Genomic DNA, 19,527 nt, shown 5'->3' on the forward strand with positions numbered 1-19,527 from the left:
CCTGTCATGCACACGAAATGCACCACATGGCGAACGCACAGGGTGGAAGTCGTGATGTCCGGGAAAGTCTTGGCATGGACACTTCCCGTCAACACGCGTAGTTGGTACGACGGTTAAAGCAGAGATCCTGCTATAGGGAGGTTCCATGAGACGTTCCCGACTTTCCGTATACGTCGCCTCACTCCTCCTCGCCGTCGGCACCGCCCTCACCGGGGCTGCGACGGCGCAGGCAGCAGACAGCGCCGCCGCAGGCGGCTATGTGGCCCTCGGCGACTCCTACTCCTCGGGCCTCGGCGCGGGGAGCTACATCGGCTCCAGCGGCGACTGCAAGCGCAGCACGAAGGCGTACCCGTACCTCTGGGCCGCCGCGAACTCACCCTCGTCGTTCGACTTCACGGCGTGCTCAGGCGCTCAAACGGGTGATGTCACGGCCAGTCAGCTCGGCCCGCTCAGCTCCGCCACCACACTCGTGTCCGTCTCCATCGGCGGCAACGACGCCGGCTTCGCGGACATCATGACGACCTGTGTGCTGCAGGGTGACAGTGCCTGCGTCGCACGCATCAACACCGCGAAGGCGTTCGTCGACTCGACGCTGCCCGGCAGGCTCGACAACGTGTACACCGCCATCCGGACCAAGGCCCCGTCCGCCCATGTGGTCGTGCTCGGCTACCCCCGCTTCTACAAGCTGGGCGCGTCGGGGTGCATCGGCCTGTCCGAGACCAAGCGCAGGGCGCTCAATGACGCCGCCGACTACATCAACGCCGCCACCGAGAAGCGTGCCCTGGACCACGGGTTCACGTTCGGCGACGTACGGCCCACCTTCACCGGGCACGAGCTCTGCTCCGGCAGTTCATGGATGCACTCCGTGAACTGGCTCAACATCCCGGAGTCGTACCACCCGACGGCCGCGGGCCAGTCGGGTGGTTATCTGCCGGTTCTGAACGCCGCGGCCTGAACTAGGAGCCGGGCGATCCGGTAGGCGTCTGCGAGACCCCGTCCGTCGGGGTCTCCGTCTCACAGGTCACCGAGAACGGCACCGAGTTGGACTTCGTCTCCACCGGGTCGCGGACCTCGACACTGATCTCGTTCTCGAACGTCCCGCTGTCGTCGTACGTCGTCACGAACGCCCTGTCCTGCTTGGTCCGCCCCCCGCCCTCCGGGAAGGACAGGGTCTTCCAGCCCTGGTCCATGACCTCGCCGTCCTGCGACACCCAGCGATAACTGACCTGCGCGGGCAGCCGCCCCACCGTGAACGTCGCCGTGAACGCGGGCGCCCGGCCGTCCGGCGGCGGACAGGACCCGGCGTACTCGGTGTTGGCGCCCGCCAGCGTCACCTTCACGGACTGCGGCGCCGGAGTCGTACGACTGCTGCTCGGACTGGGCGTCGGGCTCTGACCCCCGTCGGTCGCGTTCTCGTCGTCCGTCTCGGTCGGCGAAGTCCCCTCGCCCGTCTGGGTGGTGGTCTCCTGGCCGCCCGCGTCCCCGCCGCCGTCGTCCCCGCGGTTGAGAAGGGCGTACGTCAGCCCTGCCACGGCCAGCGCCACGGCGGCGATGCCCGCGATCAGCACGAGGGCGGCGCGGCGGCGCCGCTCGGGGCGGACGGGAGCGGTGTCGTGGGCGGAAGCGGCGGCCGGCGTGGGCCGGGTGGGTCCGGGCGGTGGGACGGGGGCCGTGGGCCCGGTCCGCGGCGGAGTCCGGTGGGCCGCGATGGTCGGGCTGTAAGGAGCCCCCTGGACGGCGTCCGCGCGCGGCGTCCCTCCCGCGCCGATGACCCGCAGGTCCTGTTCGGCCCGGTCGGCCGGCAGCCGCTCGGCCGGGTCCTTGCGCAGCAGTCCCTCGATGACGGGGGCGAGCGGTCCGGCCCGGCGGGGCGGGGGCAGCTCCTCGTCGACGATCGCGCGCAGGGTGCTGAGCGGGGTGGTCTGGCGGAACGGGGAGTTGCCCTCCACAGCCGCGTAGAGCAGGACGCCGAGGGACCACAGGTCCGACTCAGGGCCGGGCGTGCGGCCCAGCGCCCGCTCCGGGGCGAGGAACTCGGGGGAGCCGATGACCTCGCCGGTCATCGTCAGCGCGGAGCTGCCCTCGACCATGGCGATACCGAAGTCGGTCAGGACGACCCGGCCGTCGTTCGACAGCAGCACGTTCGCCGGCTTCACGTCCCGGTGCAGCACCCCGGCCTCGTGCGCGGCCCGCAGTGCGGACAGCACCTCGGCGCCGATGTGCGCCACACGCTGGGGGCTCAGCGGGCCCTCGGCGTCCAGCAGCTCGGCCAGCGAGATGCCGCGGACCAGCTCCATCACGATCCAGGGCCGGCCGTCCTGCGTGGCCACGTCGTACACCGTGACGACATTGCGGTTGGCGACCCGCGCCGCGGCCCACGCCTCGCGCTCCAGCCGGGCGTACATCCGCTCGACCTCCGGGCCCGCCAGCCCGTGCGGCGCACGCACCTCCTTGACCGCGACCTCGCGGTGCAGCAGCTCGTCGCGGGCCCGCCACACGGTGCCCATGCCGCCCTCGCCGAGCGGGGAGAGGAGGCGGTAGCGGCCCGCGATCAGACGTTCACTGCCCGGTTCTTCGGACACGGGCGTCCCCCATTCGCATCCGAGCGAAATCTGCACTCCGCGTGATTTCTCCACAAAAGTAGCTCAGCCGAGTGCGGATGCCGCCCCCTGGAGAACCAATCCGGCCCCGATCAGCACGACGAGCACCGCGGATCCCAGTGGAGCGGTCCTGCGGACGAAGACCGTCAGGGGGTGCGCCATCCAGCGGGGCTGCCTGTCCAGCACCCGCGTCACTCCCGTACCCAGCCTCACGACGGCGAACCCGGCCGCGGTGAGGGTGAGCGCGAGCCCGGCGCCGTACGCGATGACGAGCAGCAGCCCGAACCAGGCCTTCCCGAGCGCCGCCGCGCCGACGAGCACCACCACCGCGGAGGGGCTGGGCACGAGGCCGCCGGCGAATCCGAGCAGGATCGTGCCGCGGAGGGTGGGGGCGGTGGAGTGGGTGTGGGTGAAGCCGCCGTGGGTGTGGGTGAGGAGGCCGCGGGTGCGGGGGTGCCCGTGCGTGTGGGAGTGGTCGTGTCCGTGCTGGTGGGGGTGGCCGGCGGGGGCGTGCGCATGGACGTGGCCGTGCGTGGGGGTGGGTGTCGCTGGAGCGGTGTGGGCGTGGGCGGCGACCAGGACCGGTTGGCGCTCGTGGGTGTGGTCGGCCTCGTGGGTGTGCTCGTGTCCGTCGGTGTGATCGTGCGGGTGGGTGTGGTCGTGCGGGTGGGTGTGGTCGTTGTGCTCGTGCCCGTGGGGAAGGTCATGGCCATGGTCGTGCGCGTGTTCGTGCCCGTGCGTGTCGGGGCGGCCGTGGCCGCGGAAGTGCCAGGCCCGGCGTACGAGTGTCGCGCCCGCCGCGATCACCAGGGCGCCGCTCGCGATGCCCAGCCAGGTGATGACCGAGGGTGCCGCCGCCGAACCGGCGGTGACCAGGAGGCCGAGGGCGACCACGCCCAGGGTGTGCGTGACCGTCACCGAGGCGGCCAGCGGCAGGACGTCCTTCATCCGGGCCCGGCCGCCGCGGGCCGCCGCCACCGCTGCCATCAGGGTCTTGCCGTGGCCCGGCGCGAGCGCGTGCATCGCGCCGAGGAAGATCGCGAGGAGTAGGGCGAGGGCGGCGAAGCCGACGGTCAGGTCCTGGCGGGAGACCAGGCCGTCCAGGGCGCGCGTCCAGCGGTCGGCGCCGCGCGGCAGGACGGAGGCACCGGGGGCGTTCTGCTCCGCCTCGGCGAGGGCCGGTCCGCCGGGGCGCACCCGCAGGGACGCGGCCTTGGTGTCGGCCGGGGAGGAGAGCAACTCCTGCGGATACGCGGTCAGTTCGCGGGAGATCGACTCCTTCGGCACGTCCGAGGCGGTGAGTGTCATACGGTCGCCGCGCGCCGTGACCTCCCGCCAGCCGGGGCCGGATTCCGTGCCCGCGCCGCGGAAGCCGAGGTCGATCGTGGCATCGCCGGCGTTCTCGGGGAGCGGCGCCGTCAGCCGGCATTCGACGCGCAGGGTGTCGAGCCCCGCCTGACCGGGCCGCACGCGCGCGTGGCTGCCGTTCAGCGCGAGTCCGACCGAACGGCCGTCCACGGTGACCTCGCTGCCCCGCACGGCGTCCTCGCACCGCTGCCGGGCCCATGCCGACATGCCCGCTTTCTCGATGTCCGGCTTGGCCTGCGTCGCCGGGATCTCGGCGAGGTCCTCGACGTGATGGACGCGCAGTTCGCCGGGGGCGGCGACGAGGCCGTCGTAGCGGTTGACGGTGAAGTTGCCGAGGGGGTGCGCGCTCGCGGGAGGGGCGGAGAACAGCGCGAGCGCGCAGGCCGCCGTGAGGACGGCGGCGCAGGAGGCGAGCGGACGACGGAGGGTCACTTGGCCGCCTCCGGGTTCTTGAGGGCCGTACGGGCTTCCTTGGCGCCCAGCGGCGAGAAGCCGGGGTTCAGCTTCAGCGCGGCCCGGAGGTGCTCGCGGGCGTTCTCGACGTTGCCCGTGGCGTGCTCGATGATCCCGCGGTGGTACAGGAACGCGGCGCTGCGGTAGCCGGTGGCCGTGGCCCTGCGGGCGTAGGGCAGGGCTTCCTCGTCCTTGCCGTTGACGTGCAGTGCCCAGGCGAGGGCGTCCGCGGTGTGCACGGTGTGGCGGCGGTTCCACTCGGCGCGGGCGGCGCGCAGAGCGGACGCCTTGTCGCCGTGGTCGGCCGCAGCGAGGGCGGTGTCGAGGTCGGCGTTGACGCCGTTGGCGCGGGCGAGGGCGGTCCAGGCGTCGACGAGCGCGTACTGGTCGTCGGCCTCGGTCCGGTCGCCTTCCGCCTCGTACAGCTCGCCGAGTTCGACGAGCGGGCCCGGGAGCGGGTACCGGGACACGACGTCCTTCAGTCCCTTGATGGCGCCGGCCCTGTCACCGCGCCCGGACTGTGCGCGGGCCCGTCCTTCGAGCGCGGGGACGTAGTTCTCGTCGGCGGCGAGGGCGCGGGCGTAGTGGGTGAGGGCGGTGTCGTAGTCGCCCTGGTTCCATGTGAGTTGGCCGAGCTGGGTGGCGACGAAGGCGATGTCGCCGGGGGCCACTGCCGAGGAGAGCGCCTGCTGCAGCACGCGCTGGGCCGTGGTGACGTCGCCGCGCAGTTCGTGCACGTACGCGTACCGCGTGAAGACCGGGACGCCCGGACGGCGGTCGTCGGCGGTGTTGGCCGCCTCGGCGGCGTCGGTGTAGCGGCCGAGTTCGACGAGGGCGTCGATGCGGGTGCACAGGGCGCGTTCGCTGTAGGGGTTGATCTTCAGGGCCCGGTCGGCGTACTTCAGCGCGTCCTCGAAGTCGTGGCGGGCGGCGGCGAGGGCGGCCCGGCCGGCCAGGGCCTGGTCGTTGTCGGGGTCCAGCTCCAGTGAGCGCTTGAAGGCCTGCTCTGCCTGCGGGTAGCGGGAGGGGTCGCCCTTCGTGCGGGCCTGTTCGACGTAGGCGAGGCCGAGGGTGGCCCAGCTGCCGAAGTCCTTCGGCTGGTCGCGGAGGTGGGCCTGGAGGGAGGAGATGCCCGAGTCGAGGTCGCCGGTGGCGAGGAGGCCGGGCGACACCGCGGCGGACGCCGGGGCGAGGCTCTGGCTCGTGTTGTCGCGGGCGGCGCCCAGCGCGATGGAACCGGCGGTGAGTGCCACGGCGAGCAGGGCGGCGCAGCCGGTCAGGTGGAGTGCGCGGCTGCGGCGTGCGGCTGCGGCTACGCGGCGCAGTGCGGCCACGCGGTTCTCGCCCGCGCCGCCCTTACCCTTCCCGTCCTCCTGGGACTCCGCCCCTTCGACCCCGCCAGGGGGCTGCGCCCCCTGGACCCCCATCGGCCTGAACGGCCTCGTCCTCAAACGCCGGACGGGCTGGGATGCGCTGTCGTTCGTACGCGGGGCCATGCCCTCTCCTCAATCGGCTTTTCAACGACGTTCGTTGTCACGTGCGGCGGCGCGGCCCGCGCCGTGGGGGATGAGTACTGCGCGGGCCGCGCCAGTTGGGGGGTACGGAGCGCCTAGTACGCGCGGTCCCGCATCCGGCGCCACCACATCAGGGCCGCGCCGATCAGCAGGATTCCCAGCGCTCCGGCGCCTGCCGAACCGGCGATCAGGGTCATGTCGTCCGTTCCGCCGGAGGCACCCGCCGGCTGCAGGGCGTCGCCGAGCTGGCTGCGGACGTCCGTCTCGCCGTCCGTGCCCTTGGCGAGCGGGCCGCGGGAACCCTCGGTCGGGAGGGCGACGTACGGGAAGGCCTTCTCGAAGTCCTTGTCGTTCTTGTCGACGGCGTCGCCCAGGTCGTTCTTGGCGCCGAGCAGTTCACCCTCGACGACCTGGAGCGAGGCGTCGATCACGTCGTCGGTGAGGCGACGGCCGTTCGGGAAGCCGGCGTTGTCGCCGTCGAGGACACCGAGCCGCTTGGGTTCGGCGGTCGGCTTGATCGAGGTGTTCAGGCGCAGCATCTCCGAAGGCGTGACGTGCGGAGGCTGATTGAGGCCCTTCACGCCCTTGAGGAAGACGTCGACGAGGTCGTTGCGAGGCTCGTCGGGCGCCGGGATCTTGTAGATCGCCTCGATGAGCTTCGGCAGCTCCGGGTTGGTGACGTTCTTCAGGAACTGGGCGTCCTCCCACGGCGAGGACGCGTTGAACTTGTCCTTGTCCTTGATGGGGTTGACGACCTCGTTGACCAGCGGGCTGCCGAGGCGCGAGACCTGCTCGAAGTGGCCCTGCGCGTTCTTGCGCTGGGTCGTCGACCAGATGCCGACGATCGGCTGGTCCGCAGACTCGGCGATCATGTGCGTCGGGACCTGCAGGGCGATGGAGTTGACGTTGTAGCCCTTGAGCGTGTCGTTGCCGACCTCGGAGAGGTTCCCGCCGTACAGCAGGTCGAAGACGCGCAGGTCCAGGAAGAACGGGTCGTCGGCCTGCCCGGCGAACGAAGAGGCGTCGCCCGCGAGCTTGTGCACGGCCTGATCGCGCAGCTTGGTGTAGTCCGGCATCGACGCCTTGCCGACGTTCGAGGGCGCCACCGGCACGTCGTTGGCGACCTTCGTCTTCGAGACCAGGTGCTGGTCCTTCAGCTTCAGCAGCTCGACGTCGTACGTCTGCGTGATGTTGAGGTCGGGGTCGTCCAGACTCTCGACCGGACCCGTGTTGTACAGGAACGTCTTCTTGTTCTTGACGTGCGTCTTGAAGGTGAAGCGGTACAGCAGCTCGCCCTGCGCGTCACCGTTGTTGTCGATGTGGATGTCGTACTGGGCGTCCTCGGCGAACGTGAAGAAGTTCGGTCCGCCGGCGGGCTCCTCGAACGGTATCCAGTTCGCGACGATCGTCGTCGTGTCCGGCTTGTCCGGGCTGACGAACGCGTACACGTCCGTGTTGTCGTACTGCGGAGTCCCCGAGATGAGCGGGGCCTCGCGGTGGCTGGAGGCGGAGGCCGCCCCCGGTTCCAGCGCGGTCACGCCGGCGGCTGCGAGCCCCCCGGCGGCCAGCGCACCGCATACGAGGGTCGCGAGGCCCTTGCGTCCCGCACCGCTCCTGGAATTAGGTGTCATGCTGTCCGTCCTCAGTGCCAACTTGCCTGACGCACCGGGATTCGGAGCCGGGGGCGGGCCGGATTGGTCGATCTCGAAAACAAATTTCACGGCTGCGCGACCCGCGTTTTCGGTTCGTTGATCCGTAACCCCATCCGGAGGTGCGTTCGTTGCGAATACCTCGTGGGACAAGACGGCCGAGATGCGGTCTGGCTGGAGGGGGAGACGAGTTGGAGGCGGACGAGCTGCTGGTGCTCGTGGCGGGCGGGGACCAGAAGGCGTTCGAGGAGCTGTACGGGCTGGTCTCCGGACCGGTGTTCGGGCTCGTACGGCGCGTCGTGCGCGACCCCGCCCAGTCGGAGGAGGTGGCGCAGGAGGTGCTGCTCGAACTGTGGCGGTCCGCCGCCAAGTTCGACCCCGGCCGGGGCAGCGCACTGTCGTGGATCCTCACCCTCGCCCACCGCCGCGCCGTGGACCGGGTGCGCAGCGCCCGCGCGGCAGGCGAGCGCGAGCAGCGCGAGGCACTGCGCGCGAACCACCCCGCGTTCGACCATGTCGCCGAGGAGGTCGAGGCCGGCCTCGAACGCGAGTGGGTGCGGCGCTGCCTGGAGCGGCTCACAGCCCTGCAACGCCAGTCCGTCACCCTCGCCTACTACGACGGCTACACATACCGTGAAGTGGCCGAGCGGCTCTCCCTGCCGCTCGGCACGGTCAAGACCCGGATGCGCGACGGACTCACCCAGCTGCGCAAGTGCCTGGGAGGTGTCGCGTGAGTTTCGTCGACCGACTGCTCCGGCGCGAGGACCTGCACTCCCTCGCCGCCCCCTACGCCCTCGACGCCCTGGAACCCGGCGAGCGGTACCGCTTCGAGAAGCACCTGAGGAACTGCGCCGTCTGCGCCGCCGAGGTGCGCGCCCTGTCCGAGGACGCCGTGCGCCTCGCGTGGTCGACGGCCGCCGCACCGCCCGCCGCGATGCGCGACCGGGTCCTGGCCGCCGTACGGTCGACTCCGCAGGAGTCCGCCGGGCAGGCCGTCGGCCGGGAGCCGGCACACGCGCGTGCCACCCAGCTGCCGCCGCATGTGTGGGGGAACCAGCCGCCGCCGCGCACCCGTGCGACCAGGACGCGCCCTTTGCTGGCGCCGTTCGCCACCCTCACGGCCGCCGCAGCCCTCGTCGTCGCGTCCCTCTTCGCCGTCCAGGCGACCAGGACGCAGGACGAGCTGGACGCCCAGCGTGCGCACGCAAGTGAGATCGCTAACGTTCTGGCCGCGCCCGACGCCCGGGCGACCGCCGGCGAGGACGCTGAGGGGCGAACGATCGGAGTGGTCGCCTCCGCATCGGCGGGGAGCGCGATCGTCACTCTGAGCGGCTACGGCGATCTGCCGAGCGGCCGGGTGCACCAGCTCTGGGAGATGCGCCCCGATGTGCAACCGCGCTCCCTCGGGCTCTTCGACGGCGACACGCCCTTGCTGGCGTCCGGTCTCGACAAGTCGGCGACGTCACTGGCTGTGACCGTGGAGCCGGACGGAGGGTCCCCGCAACCCACCAGCCGGCCCGTTGTCCAACTCGCCCTGAAATCGGTCGGATTCGGAGAGTAATCAACGGCGAGTCGTCAACACCCTTACGGGGAAGGTGAATCCTGTGACCGCGATACACGAGTGCCCCGCCGGGGCGATAGGGTTAACCTGCCCGGGCCGGGTGGACTCGTACGGGTGGGGAGTGACATGGATCAGATAACAGTGCGCAGCAGGGCCAGGGTCCCTGCGATCACCTGCGGGAGCAGCGCGACCAGTTCGCGCCTCGACCGCCATCTCTCGGTGCTGGCGGGTCCCGCCGTGCCGCAGACGGAGGCGGCCGAAGCGACCTCGCTGATGCGTGAGCTGACCAGTCGTGACACCACGCACGCGCGCAGCGACCGGGGTGCGCGAGTCCGCCGCGTCTCGCTCTTCGCCCCGCTGCGTCGACTGCGTCGTTCGCTGTTCGGCGGACGCTGACTCACACCGGCGTTCCCCTGACGACCTCGCAAGGCCCGCGCTCGACAACCCGCTCCGACCCGGCGTCACGCCGCGCTGTCGTCGCCGTCATCCCCAACGGCACGCAGCGGCACCTCGGAGCGCTGCCTCGGCGCGGGCCCAAACCCTGAAATCCACCCACCCCGCTCCCCGGCCCACGTCCTTCGCGCGTAACACCTCGGTCACGTACGGACGTTGACGGGTCACCTTGCACGAGCCGACGACCGTGTCGGCGACCCACCGGGCCGCCGACACGGTCGTCGCGTCATTCGGTCGCCGGACGTCACCGCTTCCCGCGCGTGTACCGGCGTACCGCGAGCGGTGCGAACACCGCTATGAGCACCGCACACCAGGCCAGCGACCCGGCGACGGGATGGGCGACCGGCCAGGCGGCACCGTCCGGTACCGGCGCGTTGCCGAAGAGGTCCCGCAGGGCCATGGTCACCGCGCTGATCGGATTCCACTCGGCGAGGGTGCGCAGCCAGCCCGGCAGACCCTCGGTCGGAATGTACGCGTTGGACAGCAGCGGCAGGATGAAGGTCGCCCCGCCGAGCTGACCGGCAGCCTCCTCGTTCCGCGTGAGCAGCCCCAGGAAGATCCCGACCCACGTCGTCGCGAACCGGAACAGCAGCAACAGCCCCACGGCGCCGACCGCTGCCGGCGCGGACCCCTCGATCCGCCAGCCCACCGCGACCCCGACCAGCAGGAACGGCACCGCTCCGGCGGCCGTCACCAGCAGATCCGCCGCCGCCTGTCCCAGCGGCACGGCGGCCCGGCTCATCGGCAGCGTCCGGAAGCGGTCCATCACGCCGCGGTGGGTGTCCTGGGCGGCCTGGAACATGCCGGTCATGATCCCGTTCGCGGCGGTCGCCACCAGCAGCCCCGGCACCAGGAAGGAGCGGTACTCCTCGCCGGGCATCGCCAGCGCGCTGCCGAAGACGTAGCCGAAGAACAGCAGCATGGTGATCGGCATGGTCTGGGTCAGGACCAGCAGCCCCGGGTTGTTGCGGATCCGCCGCAGCTGCCGGCCCAGCATCGCGCCGCCGTCGTACGCCAGGGTGCTCATGCGGCACGCTCCTCTTCTCGGGCTTCCTGGGATTCCTGGGCTTCCGGGGATTCCTGGGTGAGTCGCAGGAACACGTCGTCGAGCGTCGGTGGTTCGATGCGGGCGTCGAGCAACGGCACACCCGCCGCGTCGAGTTCACGCACCAGGCGGGGGAGGGTGAGCGTGGCGTCCCGGGTGACCGCGCCGACGGCTCGCCGCTCGTGGTCGAACGACGGCTCGGCGCCCGTCAGTTGGTCCAGCACGGCCGCCGCCTTCACCATGACGTCCGGATCGGTGACGACGACCTCCACGTGCGCGCCGATGGCCGCCTTGAACTGGGCCGGTGAACCCGTGTGAGCGACCCGCCCCCTGCCCATCAGCGCGATCTCGTCGGCGAGTTGATCGGCCTCCTCCAGATACTGCGTGGTCAGCAGCACGGTCGTGCCGTCGGCGGTCAGCTCCCGCACGGCGTCCCAGATCCGGTTGCGGCTGGCAGGGTCGAGACCGGTCGTGGGCTCGTCCAGGAACAGCACGTCGGGGCGGCGCACGAGGCTCGCCGCCAGATCGAGGCGGCGGCGCATCCAGCCCGAGTACGTCGATGCCTGCCGGTCGGCCGCCTCGGTCAGCCCGAAGCGGTCCAGGAGCTCACCGGCCCGCTCGGCCGGTCCGCGCACCCGGTGCAGCCGGGCGAACAGCCGGAGGTTCTCGCGGCCGGTGAGGTCGCCGTCGACCGAGGCGTACTGGCCGGTGACGCCGATGCTGCGGCGGACGGCCGCCGGGTCCCGGAGCAGGTCGTGCCCGGCGACGCGGGCCGACCCGGCGTCGGGGCGCAGCAGCGTGGTGAGGAGCCGTATGGCCGTCGTCTTGCCCGCGCCGTTCGGGCCGAGGAGGCCGCAGACGGTGCCCTGCGCGACGGCCAGATCGAGTCCGCGCAGGGCGTGGACCTCGCCGAATCGCTTCTCCAGACCTTCACTAAGTACAGCGTACGTAGAAGTCATGGGTCGACCATAGCTCACTACGTACGCTGTACGTAACTAGGATGGAGGCCGAGGTGATGATCGATGGCGGGCAAGGCGGCCGAACCCCAAGTGATCTGGGCGCGTCCCGAGCGGACCGGGCGGGGCCCCAGGCCCGCGTTCACGCGGGCGGACATCGCGGCTGCGGCGGTGCGGATCGCCGACACCGGCGGGCTGGATGCCGTGTCCATGCGGCATGTCGCGGCCGAGCTGGGCTGCGGGACGATGTCGCTCTACAACTACGTCCCCCGCAAGGAGGACCTGTACGAGCTGATGATCGACGCGATCGGTGCCGAGCACGACATCCAGGAGCCCTCGGGTGACTGGCGTGCCGACATGATCCGCAACGCGCAGGAGACCCGGGCCATCATGCGCCGCCACACCTGGGTGCCCCGGCTGATGTCAGGGGTGTACGGCTTCAGCCCCAACACCCTGCGCTACCTGGAGCACTGCCTGGCCTGTCTCGAACCGCTCGACGTTCCGTACAGCGTGAAGATGGAGCTGGTCGCGTTGCTCAACGGCGTGGTGACGACGTACACCGCGAACGAGATCGCCACCGCCGAGCGCACCCGTGCCATGCCCTGGTCCGAGGAGGAGGAGAACGCGGTCCGCATCGCTTACCTCGGCAGCCAGGTCGCCACCGGCGCCTATCCGCGGCTGGCCGCGGCCTTCATGGCGGACAGCGGGCCGATCGATCTGGAGGCGGTGTTCGCGCGGGCGCTCGAACGGGTGCTGGACGCCTTCGACCCCGACCCGCGTTAAATCAGCGCGAGTTGTCCCTCCGGGCCCTCCTCAAGCCCGTCCAGCACCGACGCCGGCCTGCGCGCCGCCCCCGGCACCGGCAGGACTCCGGCCTCGTGGAGGTCGGTCGCGGTGATGGTGGAGGTCAACTCCTCTTGGAGCGGCCGGAGTTCCGCCAGCAGGGCCAGGACCGTGATCAGTTCCAGCAGCTCCGACGTCCACGCCTGCGGCCAGGTCGTCGGGCGGATCGCCGCCAGCGTGCCGGGCTCGGGCTCCGCGACCCGGGCTGTGAACCACTGCTCCAGAACCCTCGCGCCGGCCGTCTCGAAGTCCCAGGCCTCCGGCGGTACGGGGGAGATGCGGCCCTCGTCGAGGTGGAGGGCCTCCTCGTCGCGGTCGTAGTGCAGGGTCAGCGGGCGGGCCGGGAGCGGGGCTCGAACGTAGGGGCGACGGCCGCCGGGGAGCTTCGGGCGGTCGCCGTGGCGGAGCATCAGCCAGAGCATGCGGTGGCCCGACTCGACGCCTCGCGCCCAGAGTTCGGGGTCCTGCGGGAGCGGGACGGTGAGGTCGGGGCGGGCGGCGGCCAGGATCCAGGCGAGGACGTCCGCCGGTGCGGGGGAGTGGCCCAGCCGGGAGGCGAGGTGCGGCAGCAGGCCCGGGGCCAGGTTGGGTTCCGTGCCGCCGGGGCGGCGGTACAGCGGGCGGACGCGGCCCGGGCGGAGCAGCGGCAGCAGGGAGGTCGCCAGCAGCGGGGAGTCGGGGGTCTCCAGGACGAAGACCTGGCGCTCGTCCGCCACCCGCCACAGCTCGGGGCGGGCCACGTCGATCAGACGGTGGTCGGGGATCAGCCACTGCTCGTCGAACGGGGCGTGCAGGACCCGTACCGGCTCCGGACAGGGGCCCGAGGCGCGGATCAGTTTCTCCGTGCCGGTGGACCGGCCCGGTAGTTGGCCGACCGCCGAGTGCAGGGTGCGGGAGCGCGTCGGCTCCAGCAGGGTGTCCCGGTCCGGGCCCTCGGCCTTCACGAAGGCGTCCCAGCGGGCCTTCAGGGACGCCGCGTCGGGACTCGTCGGCCACCCCCGGCCGAGCCGCGGCGGTGCGACGGACCACGGCATGAGGTCCGCCAGCAGCGGAGCGTCGTCGTGCGTCACGCTGGGCATCGTACGACCTGGCTTCGACACATGGGTCAGGTGGCATCCAGGGTCACGGTGAAGGAGAAGCGGTCACCGCGGTAGTGGATGACCGCCGCGTCCAGGACCCGGCCCTGCGCGTCGTACGTCACGCCCGTGTAGTGCAGGATCGGGCTCAGCAGCGGGACTTGCAGCAACCGTGCCGTCTCCGGGTCGGCGAGGCGCGCCTCCACCGTGTCCGTGATGCGGCTGATGTCCGCCCCGACCACGTCCCGCAGCACCTTGGTCATCGGCCAGCGGACGAGGTCGTCCGGGTCGATGCGCGCGGCGAGTTCGGGGCGGACGTAGTTGCGGGCGTGGTTGGTCGGCTCGCCCGACTTCTCCTCACTGCGCAGACGGTGATACGTCGCCACCTCGTCGAGATCCGGGAAGAACTCGGCGACTTCGGCGGGCACGGGTGCCGTGCCGTGCTCCAGCAGTTCCGTGACCATGCCGGACTGCTGGGCCACGATCGCGTCCACCGAGCCGAGCAGCCGCACGGGGGCGCCCGGGAGGGCGTCCGGCTCGATGAAGGTGCCGCGTCTGCGGTGGCGCGTGATCAGGCCCTCGTCCTCCAGCTCCTTCAGCGCTTGGCGCATGGTCAGCACGCTCACGCCGTAGTGCTCCGCCAACTGCTCCTCGGTGGGCAGGCGCAGCGGGTCCTGCGGCCGGCGGCCCAGTATCGAGGCGCGCAGTGACTGCGACACCTGGTACCAGAGCGGCAGTTTGCGGTTCAGGACGATGGAGTCCGGGGCGAAGGAGGTCACGGGGCCATCCGTACCGGTCGGGGATCTTTACTGCAAGGGGCGGAAGTGCCGCTCCATGCCGTGCCAGACGTCGTCGTAGCGCTTCTGCAGGTGCTCGGCGCCGGCCGCGTGCGGGGTCAGGGTGACCGGCCAGCGCGTCTCGAACATGAACGCCAGACCGTCGTCGATCTTCTGCGGTTTCAGCTCGGCCGCGCTCGCCCGGTCGAAGGTCTCCCGGTCCGGGCCGTGCGCCGACATCATGTTGTGCAGCGACCCGCCCCCGGGTACGAAGCCCTCCGCCTTCGCGTCGTAGGCGCCCTCGATGAGGCCCATGTACTCGCTCATCACGTTCCGGTGGAAGTACGGCGGCCGGAAGGTGTCCTCGCCCACCAGCCAGCGCGGGGCGAACACGACGAAGTCGACACCCGCGAGGCCCGGTGTGTCCGACGGGGACGTCAGCACGGTGAAGATCGACGGGTCGGGGTGGTCGTAGGAGATGGTGCCGATCACATTGAAACGGCGCAGGTCATAGATGTACGGCACGTGGTTGCCGTGCCAGGCGACCACGTCGAGCGGGGAGTGGTCGTAGGTGGCCGTCCAGAGGTTGCCGCAGAACTTGTTCACCACCTCCACCGGGCCCTCGACATCCTCGTACGCAGCCACCGGCGCCTTGAAGTCCCGTGCGTTCGCGAGGCCGTTGGCGCCGATCGGGCCGAGGTCGGGGAGGTGGAAGGGGGCACCGTAGTTCTCGCACACATAACCGCGGGCGGAGTCATCCAGTAGCTCCACACGGAAGCGCACCCCACGCGGAATCAGCGCAACATGTCCCGGCTCCACATGCAGCAGCCCGAACTCCGTGCGCAGCAGCAGCCCGCCCTGCTCCGGCACGATCAGCAGCTCGCCGTCGGCGTCGCTGAAGACACGGTCCATCGAGGAGGTGGCGTGGTACAGGTGCACGGCCATGCCGGTGCGCTGGGTGGCGTCGCCGTTGCCGCCCAGGGTCCACAGGCCGGCCAGGAAGTCGGTTCCGGGAGCGGGCTCGGGCAGCGGGTTCCAGCGCAGCCGGTTCGGGTCCGGCTCGGACTGGGTGAAGGGCGCCGTCCGGATCGCGCCGTTGTCGGTGCGGGTGAACGCCGGGTGGGCGGCCGACGGGCGGATGCGGTACAGCCAGGAGCGGCGGTTGTGGGCCCGCGGCTCGGTGAACGCCGTACCGCTCAGCTGCTCCGCGTACAGCCCCAGCGGGGCGCGCTGGGGGGAGTTCCGGCCCTCGGGAAGGGCGCCGGGCACCGCCTCCGAGCTGTGCTCGTTGCCGAAACCGGAAAGGTAGGTGAGCCCTTCGGCGGTCTTCCGTACGTCCCCGCTCATGATCGCTCCCTCGAGATCTGATTCCTATGCTTCACCGTAGGATTGCGATTTCATCGGCGCAAGTGATCTGCCGGACCTCCTCTGCGGGACGACGAGAAACGGACGGGAACCCGACTCCAGGGGGATCCGGCTGTCGGACCGGTGTTCTAGTCTCCCGGGCATGTCGTGGACGCGGACCCTGCTCGCCGCGCTCGCGGTCTGTGTCCTGCTGCTGACCGGATCCGCGGGCTGCGGCTCCGGTGATGCGCGGCATCAGGGTGCGAACGCGGTCTCGCCCTCCCCGGTGGGCAAGGTCCTCGACGACACCGACGACACCGACGAGCAGGGGCGGCACTATCGCGCGGTGGACGAGGGCGACGCCCCCGAGGTCGGCATCGAGGTGCAGCCGGACCCGGACGGCGGCGACCGGGGCTGGGACGTACGGCTGACGGTCCGCAACTTCCGCTTCTCGCCCGCAGGTGCGCCGGCGCGGGCGGTCGCCGGGCGCGGGCTCGCGTACCTCTACGTGGACGACCGCCTGGTCGCCGGGCTGCGCAGCCCCGACCACCGTCTCCCGGCGGAACTCGTGCCACGCGGCACGCATCAGGTCGCCGTCCGGCTGTACGCGGACGACGGCACGGTGTGGGCCGTGGGCTGCGACCCCGTCGAGAGCACGGCCGACATCACGGCATCGGGGGCGGAGGCGACCGTGACGCCGGAGCCCACGTCGACAGCGTCCGCTGCGGCACTGAGCACGCCGGGTACCCGCTTCCGTACAGGGGGCCGAGGTTCACCGGACCGAGGCGGAAAGGCATCATGAAGACCGTGCCCCACCCAGACACGCTTCGCCGGGCGCCTGTGCAGCGGCGCAGCGCCGAACGGCTCACCAGGATCCTGGACGCCTGCGCCGACCTCCTCGACGAGGTCGGCTACGACGACCTGAGCACCCGGGCCGTCGCCCAGCGCGCCGGCGTGCCCATCGGCTCGGTCTACCGGTTCTTCGGCAACAAACGCCAGATGGCCGACGCCCTGGCGCAGCGCAATCTGGAGCGGTACGCCGCCCGTGTCACCGAGCGCCTCAAGGAGGCCGGCGACGGCGGCTGGCGTGCGGCGATGGACGCCGTGCTCGACGAGTACATCGCCATGAAGCGCACCGCCCCCGGCTTCTCCCTCGTCGATTTCGGCAACCAGATCCCCGTCGGAACCCGCGGCGAGCCCAACCACCGCGTCGCCGACGCCCTCACCGACCTGCTCGCCGGCTACCTCGGTCGCGAACCCGACGAGGACCTCCGCCGCATCTTCCTCATCGCCGTCGAAACCGCCGACACCCTGGTCCACCTCGCGTTCCGGGTGGCCCCGGAGGGCGACGAACGGATCATCGAGGAGGCGCGCGAGATGCTGCGGGCGTATCTGGCGCGGGTGCTGGACTGACGGCCCTGCCCGGGTGCCGCGCTGATGCTCCGCCCGGCTGACGGCTCGCGAATTTCCGACTCGCGAATTTCTGACCTCACCCCTCGCGAGGACTCCCCTCCGTGCATACCGGTCGGTATGCTCGGCCTCACCCGTGCGTCACCGCCGTCGCCACCCCCGGGAGGACCCGTGTCCCGCACCGCACTGCGCATCTGCCCCCTGTGCGAGGCCACCTGCGGCCTGACGCTCACCATCGAGGGGACCGAGGTCACCGGCGCCCGTGGTGACCGCGACGACGTGTTCAGCCAGGGGTTCATCTGCCCCAAGGGCGCCTCCTTCGGGGCCGTCGACGGTGACCCCGACCGGCTGCGCACCCCGCTCGTGCGCAAGGACGGCGAGCTGTGCGAGGCCACCTGGGAGGAGGCCTTCGACGCGGTCGCCGCCGGCGTCCGGGGGGTCGTCGAGCGGTACGGGCCGAACTCGGTGGGCGTGGTGCTCGGCAACCCCAACGTGCACACCGTGGCCGGCGCGCTCTACCCGCCGGTCCTGCTCGCCGGCCTGCGCACCCGCAGCATCTTCACCGCCTCCACGGTCGACCAGATGCCCAAGCACGTCTCCAGCGGCCTGCTCTACGGCGACGCCCTCGCGATCCCCGTGCCGGACCTGGATCACACCGACCATCTGCTCCTCATCGGCGCCAACCCGCTGGAGTCCAACGGCAGTCTGTGCACCGCCCCCGACTTCCCGGGCAAGCTGAAGGCGCTCAAGGCCCGCGGCGGCACCCTCACCGTCATCGACCCGCGCCGCACCCGCACCGCCAAGCTCGCCGACCGGCACATCGCGATCCGGCCCGGCACGGACGCGCTGCTCCTCGCGGCGATGGCATCCGTCCTCTTCGAGGAAGGGCTCGTGGCCCCCGGTGAGCTGGCGCCGCACCTCCAGGGGCTCGACGAACTCCCCGACGCCGTACGGGGCTTCAGTCCCGAAGCCGTGGCGGACGCCTGTGACGTGGACGCCGGCACGATCCGCGCCCTCGCCCGCGAGCTGGCCGCCGCCCCCACCGCCGCCGTCTACGGCCGCATCGGCAGCTGCACCGTCCCGCACGGCACCCTGGCCAGCTGGCTCGTCGACGTCCTGAACATCCTCACCGGCAACCTCGACCGCCCCGGCGGCGCCCTCTTCCCGCAGGCGGCCACCGACAAGACGCCCCGCCCCGCGGGACCCGGCCACGGCTTCGCGCTCGGGCGCTGGCAGTCGCGAGTGAGCCGACACCCCGAGGCCAAGGGGGAGTTGCCGCTGTCCGCGCTCGCCGAGGAGATCGACACGGCCACCGACGAGGGCGAGCCGGTCCGGGCCCTCATCGCGGTCGCCGCCAACCCGGTCCTGTCGGCCCCCGACGGCGACCGCCTCGACAAGGCCCTCGACTCGCTCGACTTCATGGTCAGCGTCGACCCGTACCTCAACGAGACCTCGCGCCACGCCCACGTCGTGCTGCCGCCGCCCCCGCCCTCACAGAGCCCGCACCACGACTTCGCCTTCAACACCCTCGCGGTGCGCAACCAGGTCCGCTACACCCGCCCCGCGGTCCCACTGGAGCCGGGCCGGATGGCCGAGTCCGAGATCCTGGCCCGGCTGGTCCTGGCCGCGACCGGCATGCACGGCGCCGACCCGGCCGCGGTCGACACGCTGGTCATCGACCAGACCCTCGGCAGGGCGGTCAAGGAGCCGCACTCCCCGGTCCACGGCCGCGACCCGAAGGAACTCGCCGCGCAACTCACCGGCGTGAACGGCCCCGAGCGGCGCCTCGACATGATGCTGCGCCTCGGCCCGTACGGCGACGGCTTCGGCGTACGACCGGACGGGCTCACCCTGGACAGGCTCCTCGCGCATCCGCACGGCATCGATCTCGGCCCGCTGAAGTCCCGGCTGCCGCAGCCGCTGAAGACCGTCAGCGGCAAGGTGGAGCTGCTGCCGCGGCCCATCGCCGACGACCTGCCCCGGCTGCGGGCGGCCCTGCGCGAGCGCACCGACGGGCTCGTCCTGGTCGGCCGCCGCCATCTGCGCTCCAACAACAGCTGGATGCACAACGTGCCCGCCCTCACGGGCGGCACCAACCGCTGCACCCTGCACATCCACCCCGAGGACGCCGAGCGGCTGGGACTGCGGGACGGGGCGCCCGTGCGCGTGAAGGGCGCCGGCGGGGAGGTGGTCACGGAGGCCGAGGTCACCGACGCGGTCCGCCCCGGAGTCGTCAGCCTGCCGCACGGCTGGGGCCACAGCCGCCCCGGCACCCGGCTGAACCATGCGCTGAAGGACCCCGGCGTCAACGTCAACCAGCTCCTCGACGGCAGCCTGCTCGACCCGCTCTCGGGCAACGCGGTCCTCAACGGCGTACCCGTAAAACTCGCCACGGGATCAGCGCTGTGAGCAGTGCAAAGCTGTGACCAGCAGTTTTGCGCTTATTGCTCGCATGTCAACGTCTTGTTAACGCCGCTTG

General features: G+C 71.5%; 17 protein-coding genes. 8 read left to right on the top strand and 9 right to left on the bottom strand.

The window, feature by feature from the left end; translation table 11 throughout:
• The first annotated feature begins 145 nt into the window (after nt 1-145).
• A complete protein-coding gene (locus tag OHT51_RS33555; protein ID WP_328882658.1) occupies nt 146-955 on the top strand; it encodes an SGNH/GDSL hydrolase family protein in 810 nt (269 codons plus the stop codon).
• Nucleotide 956: 1 nt separating this feature from the next.
• Here the strand turns inward: OHT51_RS33555 and OHT51_RS33560 are convergent, their stop codons facing one another.
• The 4 genes from OHT51_RS33560 to OHT51_RS33575 form a co-directional block, all read right to left on the bottom strand.
• A complete protein-coding gene (locus tag OHT51_RS33560; protein ID WP_328882659.1) occupies nt 957-2,582 on the bottom strand; it encodes a serine/threonine-protein kinase in 1,626 nt (541 codons plus the stop codon).
• Nucleotides 2,583-2,645: 63 nt separating this feature from the next.
• Nucleotides 2,646-4,400, bottom strand: a complete 1,755-nt coding sequence (locus OHT51_RS33565) for a HoxN/HupN/NixA family nickel/cobalt transporter (protein WP_328882660.1) — start codon at nt 4,398-4,400, stop codon at nt 2,646-2,648.
• Nucleotides 4,397-5,917 carry a tetratricopeptide repeat protein gene (locus OHT51_RS33570; protein WP_328882661.1) on the bottom strand — a complete coding sequence of 507 codons (1,521 nt, stop codon included), beginning with the start codon at nt 5,915-5,917 and terminating at the stop codon, nt 4,397-4,399. The genes OHT51_RS33565 and OHT51_RS33570 overlap by 4 nt, the downstream gene beginning before the upstream one ends.
• A gap of 113 nt (nt 5,918-6,030) precedes the next feature.
• The gene (locus tag OHT51_RS33575; protein WP_328882662.1) at nt 6,031-7,566 is read right to left on the bottom strand and encodes a DUF4331 domain-containing protein; all 1,536 of its coding nucleotides are present in this window, start codon (nt 7,564-7,566) and stop codon (nt 6,031-6,033) included.
• A 209-nt stretch (nt 7,567-7,775) separates the two neighbouring features.
• Between OHT51_RS33575 and OHT51_RS33580 the strand changes: the two genes are divergently transcribed.
• The 3 genes from OHT51_RS33580 to OHT51_RS33590 all read left to right on the top strand — a co-directional run bounded on the left by OHT51_RS33580 (nt 7,776) and on the right by OHT51_RS33590 (nt 9,541).
• The gene (locus OHT51_RS33580; protein ID WP_190073442.1) at nt 7,776-8,318 is read left to right on the top strand and encodes a sigma-70 family RNA polymerase sigma factor; all 543 of its coding nucleotides are present in this window, start codon (nt 7,776-7,778) and stop codon (nt 8,316-8,318) included.
• On the top strand, nt 8,315-9,145 hold the full coding sequence (locus tag OHT51_RS33585; RefSeq protein ID WP_328882663.1) for an anti-sigma factor: 831 nt from the start codon (nt 8,315-8,317) through the stop codon (nt 9,143-9,145). The genes OHT51_RS33580 and OHT51_RS33585 overlap by 4 nt, the downstream gene beginning before the upstream one ends.
• A gap of 126 nt (nt 9,146-9,271) precedes the next feature.
• Nucleotides 9,272-9,541 (top strand): hypothetical protein, encoded by a 270-nt coding sequence (locus tag OHT51_RS33590; protein WP_328882664.1) that lies wholly within the window; start codon nt 9,272-9,274, stop codon nt 9,539-9,541.
• 301 nt (nt 9,542-9,842) lie between these two features.
• Here OHT51_RS33590 and OHT51_RS33595 read toward each other — a convergent pair whose 3' ends face one another.
• On the bottom strand, nt 9,843-10,625 hold the full coding sequence (locus OHT51_RS33595; protein WP_328882665.1) for an ABC transporter permease: 783 nt from the start codon (nt 10,623-10,625) through the stop codon (nt 9,843-9,845).
• A complete protein-coding gene (locus OHT51_RS33600; RefSeq protein WP_328882666.1) occupies nt 10,622-11,602 on the bottom strand; it encodes an ATP-binding cassette domain-containing protein in 981 nt (326 codons plus the stop codon). Before OHT51_RS33600 ends, OHT51_RS33595 begins: the two co-directional genes overlap by 4 nt.
• Nucleotides 11,603-11,665: 63 nt before the next feature.
• On the opposite strand from OHT51_RS33600, the gene OHT51_RS33605 reads away from it, so the two are divergent.
• Nucleotides 11,666-12,382: a TetR/AcrR family transcriptional regulator gene (locus OHT51_RS33605; RefSeq protein ID WP_328882667.1), complete on the top strand. Its 717-nt coding sequence runs from the start codon at nt 11,666-11,668 to the stop codon at nt 12,380-12,382.
• On the opposite strand, the gene OHT51_RS33610 is transcribed toward OHT51_RS33605, so the two are convergent.
• From OHT51_RS33610 to hmgA, 3 genes are read right to left on the bottom strand one after another with little or no spacing between them, the layout of a single operon-like run.
• Nucleotides 12,379-13,521, bottom strand: coding sequence for a type ISP restriction/modification enzyme (locus OHT51_RS33610; protein ID WP_328882668.1), 1,143 nt, complete (start codon nt 13,519-13,521; stop codon nt 12,379-12,381). The genes OHT51_RS33605 and OHT51_RS33610 overlap by 4 nt on opposite strands.
• 26 nt (nt 13,522-13,547) lie before the next feature.
• On the bottom strand, nt 13,548-14,297 hold the full coding sequence (locus tag OHT51_RS33615) for a GntR family transcriptional regulator (protein WP_328882669.1): 750 nt from the start codon (nt 14,295-14,297) through the stop codon (nt 13,548-13,550).
• Between the two features lie 27 nt (nt 14,298-14,324).
• The gene (gene hmgA / locus OHT51_RS33620) at nt 14,325-15,641 is read right to left on the bottom strand and encodes a homogentisate 1,2-dioxygenase (RefSeq protein ID WP_328882670.1); all 1,317 of its coding nucleotides are present in this window, start codon (nt 15,639-15,641) and stop codon (nt 14,325-14,327) included.
• A gap of 160 nt (nt 15,642-15,801) precedes the next feature.
• Between hmgA and OHT51_RS33625 the strand changes: the two genes are divergently transcribed.
• From OHT51_RS33625 to OHT51_RS33635, 3 genes are all read left to right on the top strand, one after another.
• Nucleotides 15,802-16,440: a hypothetical protein gene (locus tag OHT51_RS33625; RefSeq protein WP_328882671.1), complete on the top strand. Its 639-nt coding sequence runs from the start codon at nt 15,802-15,804 to the stop codon at nt 16,438-16,440.
• Nucleotides 16,437-17,051, top strand: a complete 615-nt coding sequence (locus OHT51_RS33630) for a TetR/AcrR family transcriptional regulator (RefSeq protein ID WP_328882672.1) — start codon at nt 16,437-16,439, stop codon at nt 17,049-17,051. The genes OHT51_RS33625 and OHT51_RS33630 overlap by 4 nt, the downstream gene beginning before the upstream one ends.
• 168 nt (nt 17,052-17,219) lie before the next feature.
• Nucleotides 17,220-19,457, top strand: a complete 2,238-nt coding sequence (locus tag OHT51_RS33635; RefSeq protein ID WP_328882673.1) for a molybdopterin oxidoreductase family protein — start codon at nt 17,220-17,222, stop codon at nt 19,455-19,457.
• Nucleotides 19,458-19,527: the final 70 nt, after the last annotated feature.

Origin of the sequence: Streptomyces sp. NBC_00299 (assembly GCF_036173045.1) — a bacterium.
Taxonomy (GTDB): Bacteria; Actinomycetota; Actinomycetes; order Streptomycetales; family Streptomycetaceae; genus Streptomyces; species Streptomyces machairae.

Excerpts from the sequence above, each read along its gene's own strand:
- OHT51_RS33555 (WP_328882658.1), top strand. The coding sequence starts at position 146 with ATGAGACGTTCCCGACTTTCCGTATACGTCGCCTCACTCCTCCTCGCC.
- OHT51_RS33570 (WP_328882661.1), bottom strand. The coding sequence starts at position 5,917 with ATGGCCCCGCGTACGAACGACAGCGCATCCCAGCCCGTCCGGCGTTTG.
- OHT51_RS33575 (WP_328882662.1), bottom strand. The coding sequence starts at position 7,566 with ATGACACCTAATTCCAGGAGCGGTGCGGGACGCAAGGGCCTCGCGACC.
- OHT51_RS33590 (WP_328882664.1), top strand. The coding sequence starts at position 9,272 with ATGGATCAGATAACAGTGCGCAGCAGGGCCAGGGTCCCTGCGATCACC.
- OHT51_RS33595 (WP_328882665.1), bottom strand. The coding sequence starts at position 10,625 with ATGAGCACCCTGGCGTACGACGGCGGCGCGATGCTGGGCCGGCAGCTG.
- OHT51_RS33600 (WP_328882666.1), bottom strand. The coding sequence starts at position 11,602 with ATGACTTCTACGTACGCTGTACTTAGTGAAGGTCTGGAGAAGCGATTC.
- OHT51_RS33605 (WP_328882667.1), top strand. The coding sequence starts at position 11,666 with ATGGCGGGCAAGGCGGCCGAACCCCAAGTGATCTGGGCGCGTCCCGAG.
- OHT51_RS33610 (WP_328882668.1), bottom strand. The coding sequence starts at position 13,521 with ATGCCCAGCGTGACGCACGACGACGCTCCGCTGCTGGCGGACCTCATG.
- hmgA (WP_328882670.1), bottom strand. The coding sequence starts at position 15,641 with ATGAGCGGGGACGTACGGAAGACCGCCGAAGGGCTCACCTACCTTTCC.
- OHT51_RS33625 (WP_328882671.1), top strand. The coding sequence starts at position 15,802 with ATGTCGTGGACGCGGACCCTGCTCGCCGCGCTCGCGGTCTGTGTCCTG.
- OHT51_RS33630 (WP_328882672.1), top strand. The coding sequence starts at position 16,437 with ATGAAGACCGTGCCCCACCCAGACACGCTTCGCCGGGCGCCTGTGCAG.